The sequence below is a fragment of the Bordetella muralis genome (assembly GCF_965139205.1).
GTDB classification, from domain to species: Bacteria; Pseudomonadota; Gammaproteobacteria; order Burkholderiales; family Burkholderiaceae_B; genus Bordetella_A; species Bordetella_A muralis.
Map to the genome: position 1 here is coordinate 1 of NZ_CBCSIU010000035.1, position 21,621 is coordinate 21,621.

19 protein-coding genes are annotated in these 21,621 nt (G+C 60.6%); 5 read left to right on the forward strand and 14 right to left on the reverse strand.

The genetic code is table 11. The features are described 5' to 3' along the window. Window positions 1–250: 250 nt before the first annotated feature. The 4 genes from ACNA0I_RS25425 to ACNA0I_RS25440 form a co-directional block, all read right to left on the reverse strand. Entirely contained in the window at window positions 251–1,609 is a 1,359-nt protein-coding gene (locus tag ACNA0I_RS25425) for a c-type cytochrome (RefSeq protein ID WP_415808813.1), read from the reverse strand. 10 nt (window positions 1,610–1,619) lie between these two features. After that, window positions 1,620–3,389 carry a GMC family oxidoreductase gene (locus ACNA0I_RS25430; RefSeq protein ID WP_415808814.1) on the reverse strand — a complete coding sequence of 590 codons (1,770 nt, stop codon included), beginning with the start codon at window positions 3,387–3,389 and terminating at the stop codon, window positions 1,620–1,622. 3 nt (window positions 3,390–3,392) lie between these two features. Next, on the reverse strand, window positions 3,393–4,091 hold the full coding sequence (locus ACNA0I_RS25435) for a gluconate 2-dehydrogenase subunit 3 family protein (protein WP_415808815.1): 699 nt from the start codon (window positions 4,089–4,091) through the stop codon (window positions 3,393–3,395). Window positions 4,092–4,355: 264 nt separating this feature from the next. Further along, on the reverse strand, window positions 4,356–5,135 hold the full coding sequence (locus ACNA0I_RS25440; protein ID WP_415808816.1) for a phosphatase PAP2 family protein: 780 nt from the start codon (window positions 5,133–5,135) through the stop codon (window positions 4,356–4,358). A 169-nt stretch (window positions 5,136–5,304) separates the two neighbouring features. Between ACNA0I_RS25440 and miaB the strand changes: the two genes are divergently transcribed. From miaB to lnt, 5 genes are all read left to right on the forward strand, one after another. Beyond that, complete coding sequence (miaB, locus tag ACNA0I_RS25445; protein ID WP_415808817.1) at window positions 5,305–6,804, forward strand: tRNA (N6-isopentenyl adenosine(37)-C2)-methylthiotransferase MiaB; 1,500 nt, start codon at window positions 5,305–5,307, stop codon at window positions 6,802–6,804. A gap of 8 nt (window positions 6,805–6,812) precedes the next feature. Continuing rightward, window positions 6,813–7,835 carry a PhoH family protein gene (locus ACNA0I_RS25450; protein ID WP_415808818.1) on the forward strand — a complete coding sequence of 341 codons (1,023 nt, stop codon included), beginning with the start codon at window positions 6,813–6,815 and terminating at the stop codon, window positions 7,833–7,835. A gap of 134 nt (window positions 7,836–7,969) precedes the next feature. After that, window positions 7,970–8,452 (forward strand): rRNA maturation RNase YbeY, encoded by a 483-nt coding sequence (ybeY, locus tag ACNA0I_RS25455; protein WP_415808837.1) that lies wholly within the window; start codon window positions 7,970–7,972, stop codon window positions 8,450–8,452. 149 nt (window positions 8,453–8,601) lie between these two features. Then, window positions 8,602–9,504: an HlyC/CorC family transporter gene (locus tag ACNA0I_RS25460; RefSeq protein ID WP_415808819.1), complete on the forward strand. Its 903-nt coding sequence runs from the start codon at window positions 8,602–8,604 to the stop codon at window positions 9,502–9,504. A 120-nt stretch (window positions 9,505–9,624) separates the two neighbouring features. After that, window positions 9,625–11,259 carry an apolipoprotein N-acyltransferase gene (gene lnt, locus ACNA0I_RS25465; protein ID WP_415808820.1) on the forward strand — a complete coding sequence of 545 codons (1,635 nt, stop codon included), beginning with the start codon at window positions 9,625–9,627 and terminating at the stop codon, window positions 11,257–11,259. A gap of 29 nt (window positions 11,260–11,288) precedes the next feature. Here the strand turns inward: lnt and ACNA0I_RS25470 are convergent, their stop codons facing one another. The 10 genes from ACNA0I_RS25470 to ACNA0I_RS25515 form a co-directional block, all read right to left on the reverse strand. Beyond that, complete coding sequence (locus tag ACNA0I_RS25470; protein ID WP_415808821.1) at window positions 11,289–11,993, reverse strand: ABC transporter ATP-binding protein; 705 nt, start codon at window positions 11,991–11,993, stop codon at window positions 11,289–11,291. Then, window positions 11,980–12,840, reverse strand: a complete 861-nt coding sequence (locus tag ACNA0I_RS25475; protein ID WP_415808822.1) for an ABC transporter ATP-binding protein — start codon at window positions 12,838–12,840, stop codon at window positions 11,980–11,982. The genes ACNA0I_RS25470 and ACNA0I_RS25475 overlap by 14 nt, the downstream gene beginning before the upstream one ends. After that, window positions 12,837–13,889: a branched-chain amino acid ABC transporter permease gene (locus ACNA0I_RS25480; protein ID WP_415808823.1), complete on the reverse strand. Its 1,053-nt coding sequence runs from the start codon at window positions 13,887–13,889 to the stop codon at window positions 12,837–12,839. Before ACNA0I_RS25480 ends, ACNA0I_RS25475 begins: the two co-directional genes overlap by 4 nt. Before the next feature lie 13 nt (window positions 13,890–13,902). Continuing rightward, window positions 13,903–14,763, reverse strand: coding sequence for a branched-chain amino acid ABC transporter permease (locus ACNA0I_RS25485; protein ID WP_415808824.1), 861 nt, complete (start codon window positions 14,761–14,763; stop codon window positions 13,903–13,905). An 80-nt stretch (window positions 14,764–14,843) separates the two neighbouring features. Then, on the reverse strand, window positions 14,844–15,995 hold the full coding sequence (locus ACNA0I_RS25490) for an ABC transporter substrate-binding protein (protein ID WP_415808825.1): 1,152 nt from the start codon (window positions 15,993–15,995) through the stop codon (window positions 14,844–14,846). 59 nt (window positions 15,996–16,054) lie between these two features. Beyond that, window positions 16,055–17,194 (reverse strand): oxamate carbamoyltransferase subunit AllG family protein, encoded by a 1,140-nt coding sequence (locus tag ACNA0I_RS25495; protein ID WP_415808826.1) that lies wholly within the window; start codon window positions 17,192–17,194, stop codon window positions 16,055–16,057. Next, the gene (locus ACNA0I_RS25500) at window positions 17,191–17,916 is read right to left on the reverse strand and encodes an SRPBCC family protein (protein ID WP_415808827.1); all 726 of its coding nucleotides are present in this window, start codon (window positions 17,914–17,916) and stop codon (window positions 17,191–17,193) included. Before ACNA0I_RS25500 ends, ACNA0I_RS25495 begins: the two co-directional genes overlap by 4 nt. A 4-nt stretch (window positions 17,917–17,920) precedes the next feature. Beyond that, window positions 17,921–18,427, reverse strand: a complete 507-nt coding sequence (locus ACNA0I_RS25505; RefSeq protein WP_415808828.1) for a (2Fe-2S)-binding protein — start codon at window positions 18,425–18,427, stop codon at window positions 17,921–17,923. Then, a complete protein-coding gene (locus ACNA0I_RS25510) occupies window positions 18,424–19,239 on the reverse strand; it encodes an FAD binding domain-containing protein (RefSeq protein WP_415808829.1) in 816 nt (271 codons plus the stop codon). Before ACNA0I_RS25510 ends, ACNA0I_RS25505 begins: the two co-directional genes overlap by 4 nt. Continuing rightward, window positions 19,236–21,614 (reverse strand): xanthine dehydrogenase family protein molybdopterin-binding subunit, encoded by a 2,379-nt coding sequence (locus tag ACNA0I_RS25515; protein WP_415808830.1) that lies wholly within the window; start codon window positions 21,612–21,614, stop codon window positions 19,236–19,238. The genes ACNA0I_RS25510 and ACNA0I_RS25515 overlap by 4 nt, the downstream gene beginning before the upstream one ends. Between the last annotated feature and the right edge of the window lie 7 nt (window positions 21,615–21,621).

The window sequence follows — 21,621 nt, forward strand, 5'->3', positions numbered from 1 at the left end:
GAGGATTGGCGGGGGAAGTCCGGGGGCCATGTTTGAGCGAAGCGAGTTTGGCCCCCGGCCCGCCGATGATGCGCGGGCGAAGGCCGAGTCCCCGTTGAGGGGACGAGTCAGCCGACCGGGCCCGTCCGCCACGCCTACCCGGCTGCGGCAAACGGCTCAAGAACCCAACTCAAACAGACAAAAACACAGCCCCAGACACAGCAAACAGTCCGACCCTACCAACAAAGCAGTAAAGCCAGACCCCTCACACTCAATGCTGCGAACCTGCCGAGCGAACCTTAGCCACCTGGTCCGCCGACACCTCACCGCCCTTGTTGCCCCATCCGGAACGCACAAAGCTAGCCAGCGCCGCGACTTCCTCGTCATTCAAACGATCCGAATACCCCTGCATCACCAGATGCATCGGGCGTCGATCCGTCGACGGAACAGAAGTCCCGTTCAGGATGACCGATACGAGCGGACCAGGATCCTTGCCCTGAATCATCGCATTGCCCTGCAGCTCAGGGAATATCTCCGGAGCTCCCTTGCCAGTGACAAAGTGGCAAGCAGCGCAATTGTCCAGGTACAGACGCGCCCCCAGAGGCATATCAGGCGAAGCAGCCGTCAGCATTTTGGCAGTTGCTTGCCCAGCCTCGTCAGCGGGCGCAGCCGCCATCGGACGGGGACCAGGCGCGGCCACCTGCTTGGGCGCCTCTTGCACCGCCTGACCATCCGCGGACTTGAGGAACACCGCCATCGCATTCAAGTCTTGATCATTCAGATATTGCAATGAATGCTCGATTGCCAATGCCATTTCCCCATTCGCGATGGCGTGTGCATTACGCCCCGTGCCCAGATACGCCGCCAGTTCCGCAGTGGACCATTTCTCGATACCCGAGTTGGGACCTCGCAGCGCAGGAACACTCCAGCCGTCCAACTCACCGCCCGTCAGGAAATTGGCGTCACCCAAGCGCGTGCCATCCTGTGCCATGAAAGCCGTACGCGGACTGTGGCAGGCTGCACAGTGGCCGGCGCCTTCGACCAGATACTGGCCTCGAAGCTGCTGCTCATTGCCGCCCTCCATCGGCTTGAAGGACGAATCGCCACTCAAAGCCAACCAGTTCCAGGCCCGGATGCCAAAGCGCAGATTGAACGGGAACGCCAGTTCCGTCGCTTGCACCTCGTTTTTCACCGGCTTCACATCGTTCATCAGGTACGTATACAAAGCCTGGATATCACTCTCGCTCATAAAGCGATAGTTCTCGTAGGGCATGGCCGGGTACAGGTGCTTACCGTTGACCACGCCATCGACCATCGCGGCGCGGAACTGATCCAGCGTCCAGTTACCGATGCCGGTTTCCTTGTCGGGAGTGATGTTCGACGACCAGATGGTGCCCATGGGGCTTTCGATGCCCCGGCCACCGGCCAAAGGCGAGCCGCCAGTCGCCGTATGGCACGCCATACAGTCACCCGCACGCATGACGTATTCGCCACGGCCGGGTTCGATTTTTCCATCGGCCGCCAAGATCTCCTTGGGCGGAGTGGTTTGGACAGGAACATAGATAAAGGCCAGCAGACCGACAATCGCCAGTACCACCAAGACCCCCAGAATACGGAGCACTTTTTTCATCTTGTTCTCCTCAAACCAGGGGACGGGGATTGCGCAGATACAGCGTACGGATGGCGTTCACCGTCCAGTAGGCCAGGCCACCGACCATACCGGTCGGGTTGTACTGCGTGTTCTGCACAAAATTGCCTGCGCCCATGACGAACACATTGTGCTTGTCCCAGGCCTGGCAATAGCGATTCACCACGCCTTCGAGCGGGCTGTCGGACATGATGTGACCGCCCGTATTGTGCGTGGTCTGATAGGGCCGCACGTCGTACTGCGCGCCGATATCCTTGAATCCCAGCTGCATCAGGTCCGGCTTCATCGCGCGTCCCACCTCTGCGGCCTTGAGCTTCATGTACTGGTTCATCTTGAGATCGTTTTCCTGCCAATTGAAGGTCATGCGCATCAACGGGCGGCCATGCGGGTCCTTGTAAGTCGGGTCCAAATCCAAATGGTTGGCGCGGTACGACATATGCGAACCATGCGAGCCGATCGACATGGAGCGGCCATAATATTCCTTGATGGCTTCCTTCCATTTGCCGCCCCAGGTCGGCGTACCGCTGGGCAAACTCATAGAGCGAATAGGCTGTCCATTAAAGGTACCCGAGCGCCAGTAGGCGCCGCCGATAAAGCCCAGCTTGCCAAAGTCGTTCTGGTTGACGCTGAAGTCATCGATACAGATGCCGTTCGAGCCGTGCCCGATAAAGGGGTTGAAATTGGCATCCTTGAAGAACATGGTCACGCCACCGTTCATCTGATAGGCGTAGTTCTTGCCCGTCACGCCTTCGTTAGTAGCCGGGTCATAGGGTTTGCCAATGCCCGACACCAGCAACAGGTGCACGTTATTCAGTTGGTACGCAGACAGGATCACCAGATCGGCAGGCTGAAAGACTTCTTCTTGATTGATGGCATCGAAGTAAGTCACGCCAGTGGCAGTCTTGCCATCGGCCGCGATTTCTACGCGCAGCACCTCGGCATGCGTGCGATAGGTGAAATTCGGCTTGCGCTTCAGTGCGTCCAGGATGGCGGTCTGCGGCGACGACTTGGAATACTGATAACAACCATAGCGTTCGCAGAAACCACAGAAATTGCACGGCGCCATCTGCATGCCGTACGGATTCACGTAGGCGGTGGACGCGACCCCTGCTGGCGCGGGGAACGGGTGATAACCCATGGCCTTACAGGCGGCCTCGAACTTGGTCGAGTCATAGGTACGCGGCAGGGGCGGCATGGGATAGTCCTCCGATCGCCAGCCCTCAAACGGATTCCCGCCTTCCTGGATCTTGCCTTTGAGGTTACCTGCCTTGCCAGAAATGCCGGCGACGCGGTCAAACTGCGTGAAAAACGGCTCCAGCTCATCGTAGGTCACCGGGTAGTCCATCAAATTCATTCCCTCTGGAATGATGGACTCGCCCCAATTCGCTTTCACGTAGCTGCGCAACTGGATTTCTTCAGGCTGCGGCCGCCACAGCAGACCGTTCCAGTGAGTACCGGCACCGCCCACGCCATTAGCAGGCAGAAATGAGCCCATCGAGCGATACGGCAAAGCGATTTCCGAATCGCGACGGCGAACCGTCACCGTCTGCTGGCTGGGATGCTGCATGTTCTTGAGCCGCACACCATACTTCAGCTCATCGATCTGGTTGGGATACTTGAACTCAGGCACCGTGTTCTGGTCGCGGCCGCGCTCCAGTGCCACGATTTCCAGCCCTTCAGCGGCCAGCTCAATCCCTGCGATGGAACCTGTCCAGCCCAAACCGACGATTACCACGTCCTTCTTTTTTTCAATGCGTGCCATGCTTCAAGCCCTTTCGCCTTTGATGGAAACCGGACCCAGCGGATACTTCACATTGTGCTGGTCCACCCACTCTGTAAAGCCGGCGCGTGCCCCCGGAAACCCGATATAGCTCCAGGATTGCATGCCATAGTTGCCGCCATACATGGGGTCGGCGAAATAGCCTTCTTTGGTATTGCTCAACAACGTGGCAAAGAAGAAGCTGAGTTCCGGCGCCAGCTTTGCTTCGCCTTTTTGCAGCGCGGTGAGCGCCTCGTCCTGCTGTTCGGGGGGCAGGCTCTTGAAATCCTTGTTCCAGCGCGACTCACACCAGGCGTTAAACGCGGGGATCGCCTTGCGGTAGAGTTCCGCAGGATTCAGCGGGCTTTGCCAGCCTCGGTCAGCGCTCGCAGTGGGGTCGTGCGGCCCTTGCATGTACCAATCCTTGGCGCTGCCATACTCGCCCGCCAATTCGCGATCGATAAACACCGGAACGTGAGCTTCCAGCGCGCCAGGGCCGTCGCCCTCAGAGGGGATCAGCCGGGAGGTGGCCGCGAGCACGAAGCTCCACTCATCGGGCGTGAAATAGACGGGCTCGTATTTATCAAGTTGAACTGCGGCTTCTTTGGCATTGGCACGCAGAGGCACGGCCAAGCCAGTAAGTGCCATCCCGGCACTAGAGGCGAGCAGAAAGGTTCTGCGACTGTGAGGACGCAAGTCAGGCATATCGAATTCCTTCTTCCAGAGACCATCGTGAAATGGTCCCCCCGTTTAAATCTTTGCTTTTTTGTGTCAGATTACCCACACTGCTCGGCAGAAAACTCTTATTGGCAGACTGCAAACGAGCGCAGGTATTTTAGCGTTACAAGCAACAGCACCCCGTCCGGGCCCTGAGCGGACCGGTTTGACGGGGTCTGGAAACGATGCGGATAGAGGGGGCGCTCGGCCGAGCCTGAATACACCTCGGCCCCGAGCCAACTCGCAGAAAAACTACTTCCGCCAGGGCTTTCGCAGCATCCAGCGATGCCGCTCATCCAACACATACGGCGCCAGGTAATGCGCCACCATGATGCCAATCGCCGCAGCGGCCGTGACATCCGAAAGAAAGTGATCCCGATTGATCACGCGACTGATCGCCACCAAGGCCGCCAGCAACAACGCCGGCATCCGCCAACGAGGCGCGATCTCACCGATAGCGGCAGCGACCGCAAACGCCGTCAGCGTGTGGCTGGACGGAAAAGAGGTGTAGTCATGACCCCGAGTAAACGGCTCAACCAGGCCGTGCCACCCATCTTCGAGCAACACCTCGGGCCGTGTACGCGCGACCAGTTTTTTTAGAATGAGCGTAATCAAACCACCCACGGCCATCGAGCCGATCACCAGCACGCCATAGCGGGCCAGCCGCTCAAAACCCGCTCGGAACGGGCAGGCCCAGCCACGGCGAATACCGATCAGCGACACCACGTAGACGAACAGCGCCGCGAACAAATACATCTCGCTATCGCCTAGAAAACCAATGTAGTCAAAGACCTCGTTGACCACCGGCGACATATGCTTTTCGATAGCCAGGGTCAACGGCTGGTCGACCCAGCGGCTCATCAATAGCAGCAACAGCGCAAAACACGCGGTCAACAACACGCCACGAAAAGGCCTGCGCGGGAAATCTGCCATAGCATGAGAAATCACATGAGGGGCCGAGACGACCTCGGCCTCGGTCGTGGGAATCGCCTCCACGGGGGAGACAGGAGGCAAACCTTGAGTAGATGTCATGGAGATAAGAGTAGATAGCGAACCATTCACGACCCATCAAGGCGGTGCCGCGCGGTCCACATCGTATACGCCAATTGTCTCCAGACCAAGACTGAAATACCCGCACGCGGTAAAATGATTGTTTCTTTTCCTTTCGCCCCCGGGATCTACACCCGTCACGGCGCACATCATGCAAGAAACCTCACTCAAGCGCGCTGGCGCCCCTGCGCCCGCAGCATCCTCCCCCGCCACCCCGAATCCCCTAGTGCCCGACGCTGGCGTCACGGCGCCCCCGTCCGGGGTCCGCAAGCTCTACATCCGCACCTTTGGCTGCCAGATGAACGAGTACGACTCGGACAAGATGGCCGATGTATTGCGCGGCGACCAGGGCCTGGAGCTCACCAACAACCCCGAAGACGCCGACGTCATCCTGTTCAACACCTGTTCGGTGCGTGAAAAGGCACAGGAAAAAGTGTTCTCCGACCTGGGCCGCGTGCAGCACCTGAAAAAAACCAATCCGAATCTGGTGATCGGCGTGGGCGGCTGCGTGGCCAGCCAGGAGGGTGCGGCCATCGTCAAACGCGCCCCCTACGTGGATGTCGTGTTTGGCCCGCAAACCCTGCACCGCTTGCCCGAACTCATTCAGCGCCGGCGCGACTCCGGAGCATCCCAGGTTGACATCAGCTTTCCCGAAATCGAAAAATTCGACGCCCTGCCGCCTCCTCGGGTGGACGGCGCCTCGGCCTTCGTCTCCATCATGGAAGGCTGCAGCAAATACTGCAGCTTCTGTGTGGTGCCCTATACGCGTGGCGTCGAGGTCTCGCGCCCCTTTGACGATGTGCTGATCGAGGTTGCCGATCTGGCCGATCAGGGCGTGAAAGAGGTCACCCTGCTGGGCCAGAACGTCAACGCCTACCGTGGCCCCATGGGCGACTCGGGCGAAATCGCCGATTTCGCGATGCTGCTGGAATATGTGCACGAAATCCCCGGCATCGAGCGCATCCGCTACACCACCTCGCACCCCAAGGAAATGACGCAGCGCATGGTCGATGCCTACGCTCGCCTGCCCAAGCTGGTCTCCTTCCTGCACCTGCCCGTACAAGCCGGCAGCGACCGCGTGCTGGCTGGCATGAAACGCGGCTATACCGCACTGGAATTCAAATCCGTGGTGCGGCGCCTGCGCGCAGCGCGCCCCGGCCTGACCCTGTCATCGGACTTCATCGTGGGCTTCCCCGGTGAAACCGAAGAAGACTTCCAGAAAACCATGAAACTGATCGAGGACGTGGGTTTTGACACCTCGTTCTCCTTCGTCTATTCACGCCGCCCCGGCACCCCTGCCGCCGACCTGACCGACGACACACCGCAGGACGTCAAGCTGCGTCGCCTGCAGCAATTGCAAGCCCTGATCAACAAACAGGCCGCCGCCATCGCGCAATCCATGGTCGGCACTCGCCAACGCATCCTGGTAGAAAGCCCATCTCGGCGCGACCCTAACGAGATGATGGGCCGCACGGAAAACAACCGGATCGTCAACTTCCCCGCGCCGGCCCGGCTGATCGGCCAGATGGTGGATGTCATCATCACCGAAGCCTATCCCAACTCGTTGCGCGCCCGCGTCGCGGACGTCGAGGGCCCGGATCACGACGTATCGGCGCCTGCCGCGCAACACTCTGCACACAGTCCCGCATAAGGCCACGAATGACCGCACCACGCAGCCGCACCCGACGCACCATGCCGACCATCATCAACCTGGAAGGCGACAACACCCACTTGGCCAATCTCTGCGGCCCGCTCGACGAAAATCTCCGTCAGCTCGCCGATGGCATGGGTGTCACCCTGGCACGCCGCGGCAACCGCGTCACCCTCGAGGGCGAACGCGCCGAACTAGCCGGCCGCGCCCTGCGACGCTTTCACGAACAAGCCGTGCATCGCGCCCTGTCGGTCGACGATATTCAACTCGGCCTGGTCGAAATGGGCGTGGGCCGCAACGAATCGCAGCCGACCGACCCGCGCGGCATCGAGCCGGCCTCGCTGCCTACCGCCAGCGAAGATGGCGGCATCGCCCTGCGGACGCGGCGCAGCGATCTGCGGCCGCGTACCCCTCGGCAGCGTGAATATCTCGAAAACATTCTCAAGCACGACATCACCTTCGGGATCGGCCCTGCCGGCACGGGCAAGACGTGGCTGGCCGTTGCCTGCGCCATCGACGCCATGGAGCGCGATTCGGTGCAACGGCTGGTGCTGACCCGCCCCGCGGTCGAGGCTGGCGAACGCCTGGGCTTTCTGCCCGGCGATCTGGCCCAGAAAGTCGACCCGTACCTGCGCCCGCTCTACGATGCCTTGTACGACCTGATGGGCTTTGACAAAGTCCAGCGCCTGTTCGAAAAACAGACCATCGAAATCGCGCCGCTGGCCTATATGCGCGGCCGCACCTTGAATCACGCCTTTGTGATTCTGGACGAGGCGCAAAACACCACGCCCGAGCAGATGAAGATGTTCCTGACCCGCATCGGGTTTGGCAGCAAAGCCGTGATCACCGGCGACCCGTCGCAGGTCGACCTCCCGCGCGGTCAACAGAGCGGTCTGGCGCATGCCGTGCGGGTACTCGAAGACGTCCAGGGTATCGCGACCACCCGCTTTACGAGCCGCGACGTGGTGCGCCACCCGCTGGTCGCCCGTATTGTGGACGCCTACGACAAAGCCGCCGAAGAGGAATCCTGAGCGACGTGCCAGCCTGGCAATGCGCCGACCAAAACCGGTGCATTAACAGGCCAGCCAACGCATCCGGCCCTTGGGGCCGCCCGCAATAGAACATGAACCCTGACCGGTCTGCGCCTGCCGCTCACACCACCACCATGAACGCCGAGCTGACTCTGCCCGAACTCTCCCTCGCTGTGCAATACGGCATCACCGAGCCGCGCCTGCCGCGCTGGCGCCTGCGCCGTTGGGCGCGCCGGGCGCTGGACGGGGCCGCGCGTGACGGCCTGGTCGACTGCACCCGGGCAGAATTCAGCCTGCGCCTGGTAGGCCAGGCAGAGGGCCGCAAGCTCAACCACGCCTATCGCGAAAGAGACTACGCTACCAACGTACTGACGTTCGAATACGGCACGGATCCGCTCGGCACGGCCCGCGGCGATATCGTCATCTGTGTCCCTGTGCTCGTACGCGAGGCCCGCGAACAGGGCAAAACCCTACTGGACCACGCGGCTCACCTGACCGTACACGGCGTCTTGCACGCGCTGGGCTACGACCACATCAAGGCGCGCGACGCCCGCCGCATGGAGACCCTCGAAACCGAGATTCTCGCCGGCATGCGCATTGCCGATCCGTACGCTTGAGGCACACCTCGGCGGGCCGGGCCAGACCATGAGCCGGCCTCTCCCGCCGCGCAAACCGTCCTCGTTTCCCCTAGCCTCCCCGCCTTCGTAACAAATTTGCAGCCGATATTCGGTTATGCTGACCTTTCTATAACTTGTCCGCTAGGACGATGTCCGACCCTTACCCTACCACCGAGGCGAACGCGACCCGCGCGCCCAAAACCGCAACGAAATCCCTGCTAGACCGCATTCTGGCCCTCGTCCGGCGCGAGCCCGAGGACCGCGAGGGCATTAAAGCCGTCCTGGATGCCGCCCATGATCGAGACCTGCTGGACGTCGAATCGTACGGCATGATCAAAGGCGCGTTGGCCGTATCCGAACGTACCGTCGCCGACATCATGGTGCCGCGTTCGCGCATGGATTTGCTTGACGTATCCCTGCCCCTGCCACAACAGCTGGCATTTATCATCGATACTGCGCACTCGCGCTTTCCGGTCTACGAAGACGATCGCGACAACATCATCGGGATTTTGCTGGCCAAAGACCTGCTGCGCGGCATGCTGGACCCGGATATGGAATTGCGTTCGCTCATCCGTCCGGCCGTCTTTATCCCTGAAGCCAAGCGTCTGAACGTACTGCTGCGCGAATTCCGTGCCAGCCACAATCACCTGGCCATCGTCATCGACGAACACGGCGGGATCTCCGGCCTGGTCACCATGGAAGACGTTCTCGAACAGATCGTTGGCGACATCGAAGACGAATTCGACGAAGAAGACGAGCAAAGCATTTTCCCCGAAGGCGAAAATCAGTGGCGCCTGATGGCCACCACGGAAATCAGTCACTTCAACGAAGCCTTTGCGACGGATTTGCCCGACGACGAATACGACAGCGTAGGCGGATGGCTGGGCGGCCAATTGGGACGCATCCCGCGCCGAGGCGACAGCGCCTCGCACGGCGATATGATGATCGAGGTCATACGGGCCGACGCGCGCCGTGCGCTATGGCTTCGCGCCAAACGCGTCCCAGGCGCTGATGCGAACAGCACCGCTAACGCGGCATCGCCCGCCCTTTGATTGCCCTGGCCCCGATTGGCGAGGGTTGTCACAGGTCGTGATCACCCCCCTTGTGCAGCCTTGCTGCGGTATCCCTTTCCTTCCCGGCATCAATGCCGGTTTTTTTCGGAGCAACAACGGATGACGTTCGGCCGCGCCCCTCTCTGGGCAACACTGGGCCTGGTGGCCGCAGGCGCTGTACACGCCTTGACCTTTGCGCCAAGCCCCTTACCCGCGTGGTCTCTGGCGCTGGTACAGATCCTGGCGCTGGCGTGCGCAGCGCACGCCACCTTGCGAGCGGTCAGCCTGCGGCAGAGCCTGTTGAGAGGTTGGCTGTTCAACTTTGCCAGCTACTCGCTGGGGTTGTACTGGATTTTCGTCAGCCTGCATTACTACGGCGGCCTGGCCGCGCCCCTGGCCGTGGCTGGCGTACTGGCCTTGTCGGCCTTTCTTGCCCTGTTTCCCGCCGCAGCTGGCATGCTGGCGCGCTGGCTGTGCCCGCCAGTGGCCCTCGGCGAACCCAATCCATCACCCGCTCGCCGGCTGCTGGTCACGGCTGCCGCCTGGGCAGCAGCGTGGGCCTTGCTGGAATGGATCCGGGCCACTGTCCTGACAGGATTTCCGTGGCTGAATATCGGCTACGCCCACGTTGATAGTCCGCTTGCCGGCTGGGCGCCCGTGCTGGGCATCCATGGCATGGCATTACTGTCAGCCTTCGCCGCCGCCGCCCTCGCGGGACTGTGGCAGGCCCTGCGCTCGGCCCGCGGGAATATCAAAGCCGGGGACGCGCGCCGCAATCTGGCCTGCGCGCTGGCGCTCTTGCTGGTCATTGCCGGTTGGCCGTTGAGCGGCGTCAACTGGTCGCAGCCCAGCGGGGCGCCTCTGCAAGTGCGGCTCATACAAGGCAACGTCGAGCAGTCTCAAAAATTCGACCCTCAGTTGCTGGAACTGGGCATCCGCCGTCACCTCGAGCTGGCTGCGCTGCCAGCCCCGCCCGCCGAACTGATCATCCTGCCCGAAACCGTACTGCCCATTTTCCAGGACCGCCTGGACCCTGCCGTCTGGGAAGCCTGGCGCACCCTGGCCGCACGCAACTCGGCCACCATCGCCATGGGCGTCCCGCTGCGCACCAAGGGCACCGACGGCAATGACAGCTACACCAACAGCGTCATCGGCTTCAACGCCGACACCCCATTGGAACAACTGCGCCAGGGCACCACAGAACAACGCTATGACAAGCACCATCTCGTGCCGTGGGGAGAGTATGTCCCTCCCGGATTCCATTGGTTTGTCGACATGCTCAGTATTCCCCTAGGGGATTTCGATCGCGGTGAACGCCGGCAAGCGCCGTTTCACGTGCGCGACCAGCACGTCGCCTTCAACATATGTTACGAAGACCTCTTCGGCGTCGAGCTCCTGCCTGCGCTGCATCCCGGCGCCAATGGAGAGCCCGGCGCCACCATCCTGGTCAACGTCAGCAACCTGGGCTGGTTCGGCGATACCTGGGCATTGCGTCAGCATCTGCAGATCGGGCGCTTGCGTACCCTGGAAACCGCCCGTCCCATGCTGGCAGCGACCAACACGGGCATCACCGCAGCCATCGACGCACATGGCGCCGTCGCCGCCCAACTGCCGGCACACCAAGCTGGCATTTTGCCTGTCTCCGTTCAGGGCATGACGGGCCTGACGCCCTACGCGCGTTTTGGTGACAAGCCCATACTCGTCATCATCGCCCTGATCCTCATCGCCGCGGCGGCACTGGGGCGCAGGAGATAAATGCGGGTCGGGGCTGCGCGGTGTGACTGCTAGCCGCCCAGATAGGCTTTCCGTATATCCGGATTGTTCAGCATCTGCTGTGCAGATCCATGAAAAACCACGCGACCGGTCTCCAACAAATACGACCGGTCGCACAGCTCCAGTGCAGCATAGGCATTCTGCTCCACCATCAACACCGTGGTGCCGCCTTTGCGGATATCCGCAACGAGCTCGAATACCTGTTCGACGAAATTCGGTGCCAGTCCTAACGACGGCTCGTCAAACATCACCAACCGTGGCCGCGACATCAGCGCACGCGCGATAGCCAGCATTTGCTGCTCGCCCCCCGACAAGGTCCCGGCAGGTTGTGCAACCCGTTCACGCAAACGCGGAAACTTGTCGAACATGCGTTCGATATCATCACGGATCCGTTGCCGGTCGCTGCGCCGATACGCGCCCATTTCCAGGTTCTCTCGCACCGTCAACTGTGCAAACACGCGCCGGCCTTCCGGGCAATGTGCGATACCGCGCTCGATGATGTTCTGCGCGCTCGCCTGCGCGATCGGATAGCCATCGAACGTGATGGATCCTGACACCACAGGCTCCAGCCCGCTGATCGCTCGCAAGGTACTGGACTTACCCGCGCCGTTCGAGCCGATCAAGGTCACGAACTCGCCTTCTTCCACACTCAGCGATACGTGGTCCACGGCGCGTGTGGCGCCATAATGCACAACGATGTCGTCAACCTTTAGCACGTTTCAGTCCTGATCCTAGATAAGCGCGTATGACTTCGGGGTGTTCCTGGATCGCGCGCGGTCCGCCATCGGCGATACGCACTCCCTGGTTCAACACCACGATGTAGTCCGAGATCGACATGACCATATGCATGTCATGCTCTACCAAGAGAATCGTGACGCCGCTGTCGCCGATGCGGCGGATCATGGCCTTGAAGTCTTCCGTTTCCGAGGGATTCAATCCCGCTGCCGGTTCATCCAGCAGCAACAGCCGGGGCCTGGCCGCCAGGGCAATCCCCACCCCCAACAGACGCTGCTCTCCGTACGAAAGATTCGCGGCGATATCTGCCGCGCGATGCGTCAGGCCCACAAACGTCAGGACTTCATGCACCCGATCCCGCAATGCAAGTTCCTCACGCTTGAAAGACGGCAAGCGCAACAGCGACGACAGCAATCCTGCACGGCCCTGCATGTGCAATGCCATCAAAATATTGTCCGCCACAGAACACTGCCCGAACACACTGGTGCGTTGAAAACTGCGCACCAGTCCGCGGGCTGCAATCTGATTCGGGCTCATGCCCACAATATCGTCACCAAACAGCACCACGCGGCCCGACGTCGGCTTCATGTAGCCCGATATCACGTTGAACGCCGTCGTCTTGCCGGCGCCGTTGGGACCAATCAGGCTGACGATCTGTCCCGGCATCACATCGAAACTGACATTGTTCAGTGCCACCAGGCCCGAAATACGCACGGTAATGTCATGCAATGACAAGACCGGGCGATCCAGAGACGGCTGCAGCATGCCGGACGCGATATTACCCATCGGCCTGACCGGCACTGCAGTATGCGGCATCACCAGGTTCATGCTCGCCCTCCTTCTGATACAGCAGAGCGCACTGCAATCGCAGGCTTTGTATCGATCACCGCATCTGTCTTGCCCCGGCTTTTGAACCATTGCACAGCGCGAGCCCCGGCAGGCACAATGCCTTTAGGCAGGAACAACAGAATCAGAATCATCAACGCGCCGTACAACATCCATTGGACTTCCGGCGGCACCACACCGCGCAAGACCTCCGGCATCAGGCCGAAGATCACTCCCCCTACGACCGGGCCGGCCAAGGTTCCTTTACCGCCTGCCACTACCATGATCACCATCGTGATCGTATAGACGAACAAGAACACATCGGGATCGATAATGCGCACCGTGTGTGCGTACAGCCCGCCCGCTGCGCCGGCAATAGCGGCCGACAACACCGACGCGATCACGAGATATCGCGTCACGGGAATGCCGATGGATTTAGCCAGTGTTTCGTTCTCGCGCAATGCAATCACCGCCCGCCCCGCGCGGCTGTGCACCAGCCGTGCCACCAGCACATACGCCACCACACCGGCGGCAAGCACCAGCCAATACGTAGCTGCCTTGCTGACCAGCTCAATCACGCCCTGCCCGGGCAGCCAGAATGTCAGCGCAGGAATGGCCGTCAACGCCATGGGTCCCTCGGTCAAGTCCACCCAATTCAACGCCACCATGCGCATCACCTGGGCAAAACTGATCGTGACAATCACGAAATAGGCGCCGCGTACGCGAAAAGCCAGCTTGCCCACCAGCCATCCAGCCAGGCCGGCAACCGCAATGCCCATCACGAAGGCAAGCCATACGGGTTTAGGATCAACCACCAATGGACCCCACCCCAGATTCACATCGAAACCCAAAGACAGCAGCGCACTGGTATAGGCGCCTATGCCGAAAAACGCGGCATGCCCCAGACTGAGCTGGCCGGTGAAACCCAAGAGCAGATTCAGGCTGATGGCCGCCACGATCATGATGCCGGCCGCCGAGACCACCGACAACATATACGGGTCGGACCACAGCACAGGCAGCAGTGCGAGTGCCGCTACACAAATCAGAAACACGATACATTTCACGTCAACCCACCCTTTCCTTGACCGCAAACAGGCCTTGCGGACGCATGACCATCACGATCAGAATCACGATGAACCCCAGCGCATCGCGATACGAGGTCGAGATATAACTGGCGCCGAACTCCTCTATCATTGCCAGCGCAAATCCCCCCAACGCAGCACCGCCAATATTGCCCAGCCCTCCCAGAATCACGATCGCAAATGCCTTCAGGCTGGCCAGATCGCCCATCGTCGGACTGACCACAAAGATAGGCGCCAGCAGCGCCCCCGTCACCGCCGCCAGGCACGAGCCCAACGCGAATGTCAGCGTATAAATACTCGAGACATTTACGCCCACGATCTTTGCAGCGTCCTTGTCCTGGAACGTGGCCCGCATGGCCATCCCCAATCTGGACCGTTCGATCACCAGATAAAACACCAGCAGCAACACCGCGGCCGCACACAATACGAACAGCCGTGTCGGCGACAATGCCACGCCGCCCCATATCAACGGCTCTTGCGAAAATGGCGTGGGCACCACCTTGGCCACACCGCCCCATAACATCAGCTCTGCGTTCTGCATGATGATCATTACACCGATCATGATCAACATGACTTCATCGATGTTTTCCAGCTTGCAGCGGCGCAGCAGGACGAACTCGATCACGCTGCCGATCAGAAACCCGGCGACAGCCGAAAACAGCAGGGCACTGAAAAAATCCAATCCCAGCAGCGACACCAGCGCATAAGCCACGTAGGCGCCTAACGCATACAACTCCCCATGCGCGAAATTGACGACGCGCATGATGCCGAACACCAATGTCAACCCTATACCCAGCAACGCGTAGGTCGCGCCCAGCACCAGGCCGTTGACGGCGTGTTGCATGATTTGATCCAAGTCAGAACTCCTGTGTGCTTGCTTTCGGCGCCGCGGCCCTGCAAAGACCGCGGCAACAGCGCCAATCCTTACTGCGCCGACACCACGCCGTCCTTTAACTGCACGATGTAGATATTGGGTTCGTTCTGGCCGCTTTCCTTGCCTGCCGGGCCATCCTTGATGAACGAGACATCGCCATTCACGCCTGCAACCTTGGTTTCCCAGAGCGCTTGGCGGATCGCTTCAGGCTCGGCCTTGCCTGCTCGCTTGATCGCATCGGCTACCGTCAGCACCGCGTCATAACCGCGAAACCCTTCCGTCAAACCCGGAAACGGATAGCCTTTCTGCTTCCAGCCATCCATATAGGCCTTGGCGATTTCGGGGTGCAAGGCCTTGTCGGCCGTCCATGGCGAGAAAAACAGCAGATGCGTGCTGACATAACCCTTCGGCCCCGGATTCTGGATCAGGGGTTCGGGAAACGAACCGCCCGTCGTGATGATGCGCTGCTTCAACCGTTGTTCAGACGCTTGCCGAATTGCCAGCGTCAACTGCTCGACACCCGAGGTCACGATCAAAGTATCACTGCCCGTTTCGCGCAAAGCCGCCAATTGCGCCGACAAGTCAGTTGCATCAGGCGACATCGTTTCCACGCGGCCGACCTCTATCCCGTGCTGTGCAAACACGTTCTTGAATTCCGTCGTAGCGCCCAATCCCCAATCATTGTTCACTGCCAGAAAATCGACTTTCTTGATCGCAGGCGAAAAGGATTGCAGCTGTTTCGCGAATGCCAGCGCCTCCATGCGTGAGGTGGGACTGATACGAAACACCCAGGGATTGCCCGCCGTCGTGATCTTGGACGACGACGCGGTTTCTACCACCATGGGGACACCGTACTCTTGCAGTTTGGGCATGGTTGCCAGCGTGAATGTCGATCCCCACGCCCCTATCATCACGGGCACCTTGTCACGCAATATCAGTTTCTCTGCCGTATTCACCGCCTCACGCGGATTGGACTTGTTGTCTTCGACAATCAATTCGATTTTCTTGCCAAGCACACCGCCTTGCGCGTTCAACTGCTCCGCCGCCAGTCTGGCGCCATTGGCGACATAGGTGCCAGCCGCCGCCACTGGGCCGGTCAACGGCTGCGAGACGCCAATCTTGATGGTTTCCTGCGCCATCGCAGGCGCCGCAAACAGCGTGCCTGCTGCGATCAGGGCATAAAGCCGGTATTTCGTAAACATGGAACACTCCAAAATGAGCAATTGCGAAACGATGACCACCCACGTATGCTTTCGTGGCCCTAACCCTGCAACAACGACGTAAACAACGACACTGGTGGCGCATAGAACCCCCGCCCCGCCAATCCCTGCACTCCGTGCGCTTCGACCATCGCCAGATGCACAATGGGCGACACCCGGCTCTGCGCGATAGATCTCGCACACACCAACCCCGTCTGCTCATTCAGCACATGCCGGGCACGGTTGGCTGCATCCGTGGGCAATTGGTCTTGCCACAAACTCAACAGCGCTGGCGCCAGACTCAATGCCTGACCACCCAATCCACAAAAATCGACCACCGCACTATCGCCGATAGCTCCCAATACCGCCGTGTTTTCAAGACCAGGAATAAAGCAACCAATGGGAGCAGTAGCTGGCACCGTGCGCCAGCAGGACTCGCCTGCCATCCGGACACCGAAATCGACCCCATTGCCGCCGGCTGCCTTGATATCGCCGTCCTGTGTTTCCAACACGCAAGCGCAGGCTGCCATGATCAACGTCAGCACGAAATTGGGATTGCTCGACAACGTGGAAAGCAGTTCGTCGCTCAACGCAGGAAATGCGGCGACCAATGCTTCAATCATCGATTGATTGGCAACGCCGGTGCGTGAATGGCACTCATCCCCCTGCTGCAAGGCAGTGCGCAGCCATGGCGCAACGGCCAACGGAGATGAGCGCAGACAGGGCGCCAGCCCCCCCAGGCCCAAACGGCTGATGACATGTAGTGCCATGACGCACGAGGGGTCCTGCGAGCCAAAACGCAAAGAAGGCACGCCTGCCTCCAATAGCGGCGCATACCGGGCCGTTTCCCCCAGACGCACCTCTGCCATAGGCATGCGCGACGATACGACCTGAGCCAATGGCGTCACCACGCCGTGGTTTTGCGCAGGCTCGAAACGATAGGCCCCCGATGCCAACAGCTGTAGCGCGGCAGGAACATCCGCCGCCGCCCCCTCAAATACCACCGCCTGCGCCGCGGCCTGCATCACCGGCACGGGAACCACGGCATCGGCGGCATACGCGGGCCCTGCGTGCAACAGCACACGGGAATCCAGATCAGGCAACGCATCGCGCAGGCGCACGACGTCTGCCCAATACGCATGCTGCAATGGCGCCAGCATGCGCCCGATATCACGCGTTGGCGCGACAGTGGACGGCATCATGTCGTACTCCGTTTTGCCTGCTTGTCCCGGCCCATCCATTTTTTCCAGGTATCACGCATCATGGCCAGCATGAGAGCAAACAAATTCAGTGCGGGCGCCTCGGCGGGTTGCGGCACGGCTTTAGCCTGACCCATTGACTGCGATGCGGCGTTCCTTGGCATCCTCTCCGAGGACGTGCCGGTTCCGTCCGACGGGATCACTATGGCACCTGACTCGGACGCGATCACTTGAACTGAGCTTGTGCTATGAATGTCATCCGCGGGCGTATTACGCTGAGTGCTCAACATCGCCTGCAAGTTCTGCGCGAACTGCTTCGTCAACTGATCGCCCAATGCACGCACAATTCCCTCGCGGCTGAACTGAGCCAACGATCCGGTGATGCTGAAGTCCACGGTGACATTGACTGTCGTGACGGCGCTATCCTGCGATACGACGCTGAATCGGGCTGCTCCTTTGACACGGCTATTGCTTTTCCCGTCCGTGGCCTGACCGGTCATCTCGCCCGAGTGTCCAGCCTCATCCAGCGACAGCACCCCGAGGCCCGCGAATGCAGCGGCAATCGGCCCCAACTTCACCTTGAAGAGCAACGGCAACTCATCGCCAACAGGTTCGCCCCGCAACGAAGCTCCTGGCAAGCATTGCACCAGCAGCGCAGGCTCATGAAACGCGGCCCATACCGTTGCCAAAGGCATGGCCACGTCAAAAGACTGTTCAATTTTCATGTCTCTATTCCCCCGAGCGATAGGTCGACAACACATGCATCACGGCATCGACAATGCCTTGATATCCCGTGCATCGGCATAGATTTCCAGCCAGTTCATCGCGCACCCGAGCCTCGTCAGCGTGCGGCAGGCGACGGACAATGTCGCGTGCGGTGATCAACATGCCGGGCGTGCAATAGCCGCACTGCAACGCGTGATGCGCTGAAAATGCCGTGCGCAATGCCGCCGTCAACGCATCGTCATCCAACGCCTCGACCGTCGTGACGTGCTTGCCTTCGAAACGCACAGCGGACTGCAGGCATGACCGCTGCGGGGCGCCGTCGACTTCCACCGTACAGGCGCCGCACACCCCATGCTCACACCCGATATGTGTGCCCGTCAGTCCGCAATGCTCGCGCAGCGCATCAGCCAGATGCGTGCGCGGTTCACAATGAATGCGAAAAAGCGCCCCATTGACCGTCAACGCAACGTCAACCTCGTTCACCTCTGGAAAATCGAGAGGCACCGTCATTGCTTTGCTCCCAAATCAGCCACCACACTGGCCAGCAGATCGCCGTGCCAGGCACGACGCTCATACGACAAACCCGACTCCGATGCGTCCAGCAAAGCCGCTCGCGCCGCAGGATCAGCCAGGCGCGCGTATAGATCCGGACCACAGTGAGCCGTTACGGGCCCATCCAACGCGCCCAGCACCAACCGTTCGATGCCACGATCAGGGTCCACCACACCGGTCACGATCGCCAATGCAAACTCACCCGTTTTGCGGCAATGTTTGCGATACGACCAGCGTGCGTTCGCACTGAATCGCGGCACCCGAACCTGGGCCAGGATCTCTCCGGGATTGAGATCGGGCTCGAAGGCCGAACGCACAAACTGCTCGGCGGGCACCCCGCGCGTGCCGTGCGGCCCCACGACGTCGCACGTCGCGCCGATCACGGCCATGGCACTGACCCAATCGGCAGCAGGGTCTGCGTGGCACAAGCTGCCGCCCACCGTACCCCGGTTGCGCACAGCACGATAGGCAATACCATGAGCCACATGGGCCAACATGCCATGTGTCACATCCGGCACCTTGCCATCTTCGATCGCAGCGTGGGTCGTCATCGCTCCCAAAAAGAGCTCATCCCCCTGCACGGTGCTGGCGCGCAGCTCGGCAATCGCATCCAGGTCGATCAGGCGCTCAGGCTGAGCCAATCGCAGATTCAACATGGCACCCAAAGACTGCCCGCCCGCGATGGCTTTGTAGAACTCGTCGCGCGCCAGCGCAGACCAGGCATCGTTCACGCTGCGCACGCGCTCCAACTCATAAGCAACTGCTTTCATCGGGCAGCCTCCGCCTGTTCGATGGCAGCCAACACACGAGGCGGGCTGGCAGGCACGCACAAGACCTCTGCCCCCAGATCCGCCAACGCGTCATTGATCGCATTCACGATCGCCGCCGGCGGTGCGATCGCGCCACCCTCGCCTATCCCCTTTTGTCCGAACTTGGAGAACGGGCTCGGCGTCTGCATATGATCGATACGCACCCGCGGCATTTCACCCGCACCGGGCACGATGTAATCCGCCAACGTCGATGCCAACGGCTGGCCCTGTTCGTCAAACGGCATTTCCTCATACAACGCCGTACCGATACCTTGGGCCAGTCCTCCCAGCAGTTGCCCTTCGACCACCATGGGGTTGAGCAATACACCGCCGTCTTCACACACCACGTAATCCAGCAATTTGACAAAGCCTGTCGCCGTATCGACCTCCACCGCACAAGCATGGCAGGCATAGCTGAACGTGCCGCCATCCGGTTGCATGCGATAGCCCGCCGTGAGCGCCAGGCCGCCGGGATTCACATCTGCCGGCAGTTTCTGCGGCGCGCGATACCACGTGTGGCCAATCTGGGCGTAACTCACGCGCTGCGAACCATCCCGGGACGCGATGCCCCCCTGCACATACACCAGGTTGCTTTCCGGACAGTCCAGCAGACTGGCAGCGATGCGTTTCATCCGCGTGCCGAGTTCCTCGCAAGCCGTCCCTACAGCGCCGCCAGCCATGACCGCACAGCGCGATCCCCAGGTGCCAGTGGAATACGGTGACGTGGCCGTATCCCCATGCAGTACGCGCACATGTGCCGCATCAATGCCCAGCACCGTGTTCGCAATCTGCGCCATGGTGGTTTCCAGACTTTGTCCATGCGAATGCACGCCGATCTGGACCTCCAGGATGCCGTCCGGCGTCAGGCGCACATGACATTGCTCATATCCGGGCACCATGGGAATGCCCCAGCCGTGATACACCGACGTCCCGTGTGCGCCTTGCTCGCAGAATATCGACAATCCGATACCAATGCGGCGTTGCGGACGCGCGCCCGCGGGCTGCCACTGCGCCTGACGCGCGCGCCACTGCGTCCAGTTCAAACCCTCCACCGCTCGATTCAAACAAGACAGATAATCCCCGGAATCGAACGTCTTGCCTGTGATATTGGTGTACGGCATATCCTGCGGCCGCACCAGGCTTTGCTGACGCAATACATAAGGCTCCACGCCCAGCGCACGCGCCGCCATATCCATCATGACTTCTAACGCAAAACACACACCGGTGCGCGCCACGCCGCGATACGGCAGGATAGGAGGCTTGTTCGTAGCGGCCGAGCGAGTACGGCACAGAAAATCATCCATGCGGTATGGCCCCGGCAAAATCGAACCGATCTGCGCGGCCTCCAGACAGGCCGAAAACGGGTACGAGGAATAGGCGCCCGAATCCACGATCGCATCGCACTCGATTCCCGCCAGCCGTCCATCGGCATTCACGGTGACACTGATGTCATAAGCATGTTCGCGGCAATTCGCGTTGGCGCTCAAATGCTCGCGGCGATCCTCCAGCCAGCGCACCGGACGCTTCAGGTGCATGGCCAGCCACGCACAGCAGATTTCTTCGGGCAGCAGAATACCCTTGTATCCGAACCCGCCGCCCACGTCGGGGGAGACAACACGAATGCGCCCTTCGTCCAGGCCCAGACATTCCGCCAACCCGGTGCGATTGATATGCGGCAACTGTGCGGCACTCACCATCACGAGCTGATCCATCCGCGTATCCCACCAACACAAGACCCCGCGCCCCTCCATAGGCATCATGCATTGGCGAGAGGTAGAGAGTTTGCGCGATACCGTCACCGCTCCTGACTGCCGGGCTTGTCCTTCACCACGTTCGACGCGGGTTTCCAGAAATACATTGCCATCCCATTCATCATGGATGCGCTGCGGCGCCACGCCGTTGGCAGCGTCATGCATGTCGGCAATGACTGGCAGCTCTTCATAATCGACCCAGACCTGCGCGGCCAGATCCTCGGCACGCGCCCGCGACGGCGCCACACACATAGCGACCATTTCTCCCACATGGCGCACCTTTTCCATCGCCAAGGGATACTGGACCGACGTGCGAAAACCCGGCAAGCGCGACGCCGCCAGGATGGGCTTTACGCTCTCCATGTCCTGCATCGTATAGACCAGATGCTCGTACCCCTGCGGCTTTTCAATATGGGCCACGCGCGCATGCGCCAGCGGCGAACGCACAAACGCCACGTCCAGCGTACCCGGCATACGCATATCACCCACGTATTGCCCTTGACCACGCAGAAAGCGCTCGTCTTCCTTGCGAGTCAGGCGCGCCCCGATGCCCTGACCCATGATTGGAGGATGTTGCTGCGTCATGGCGGGG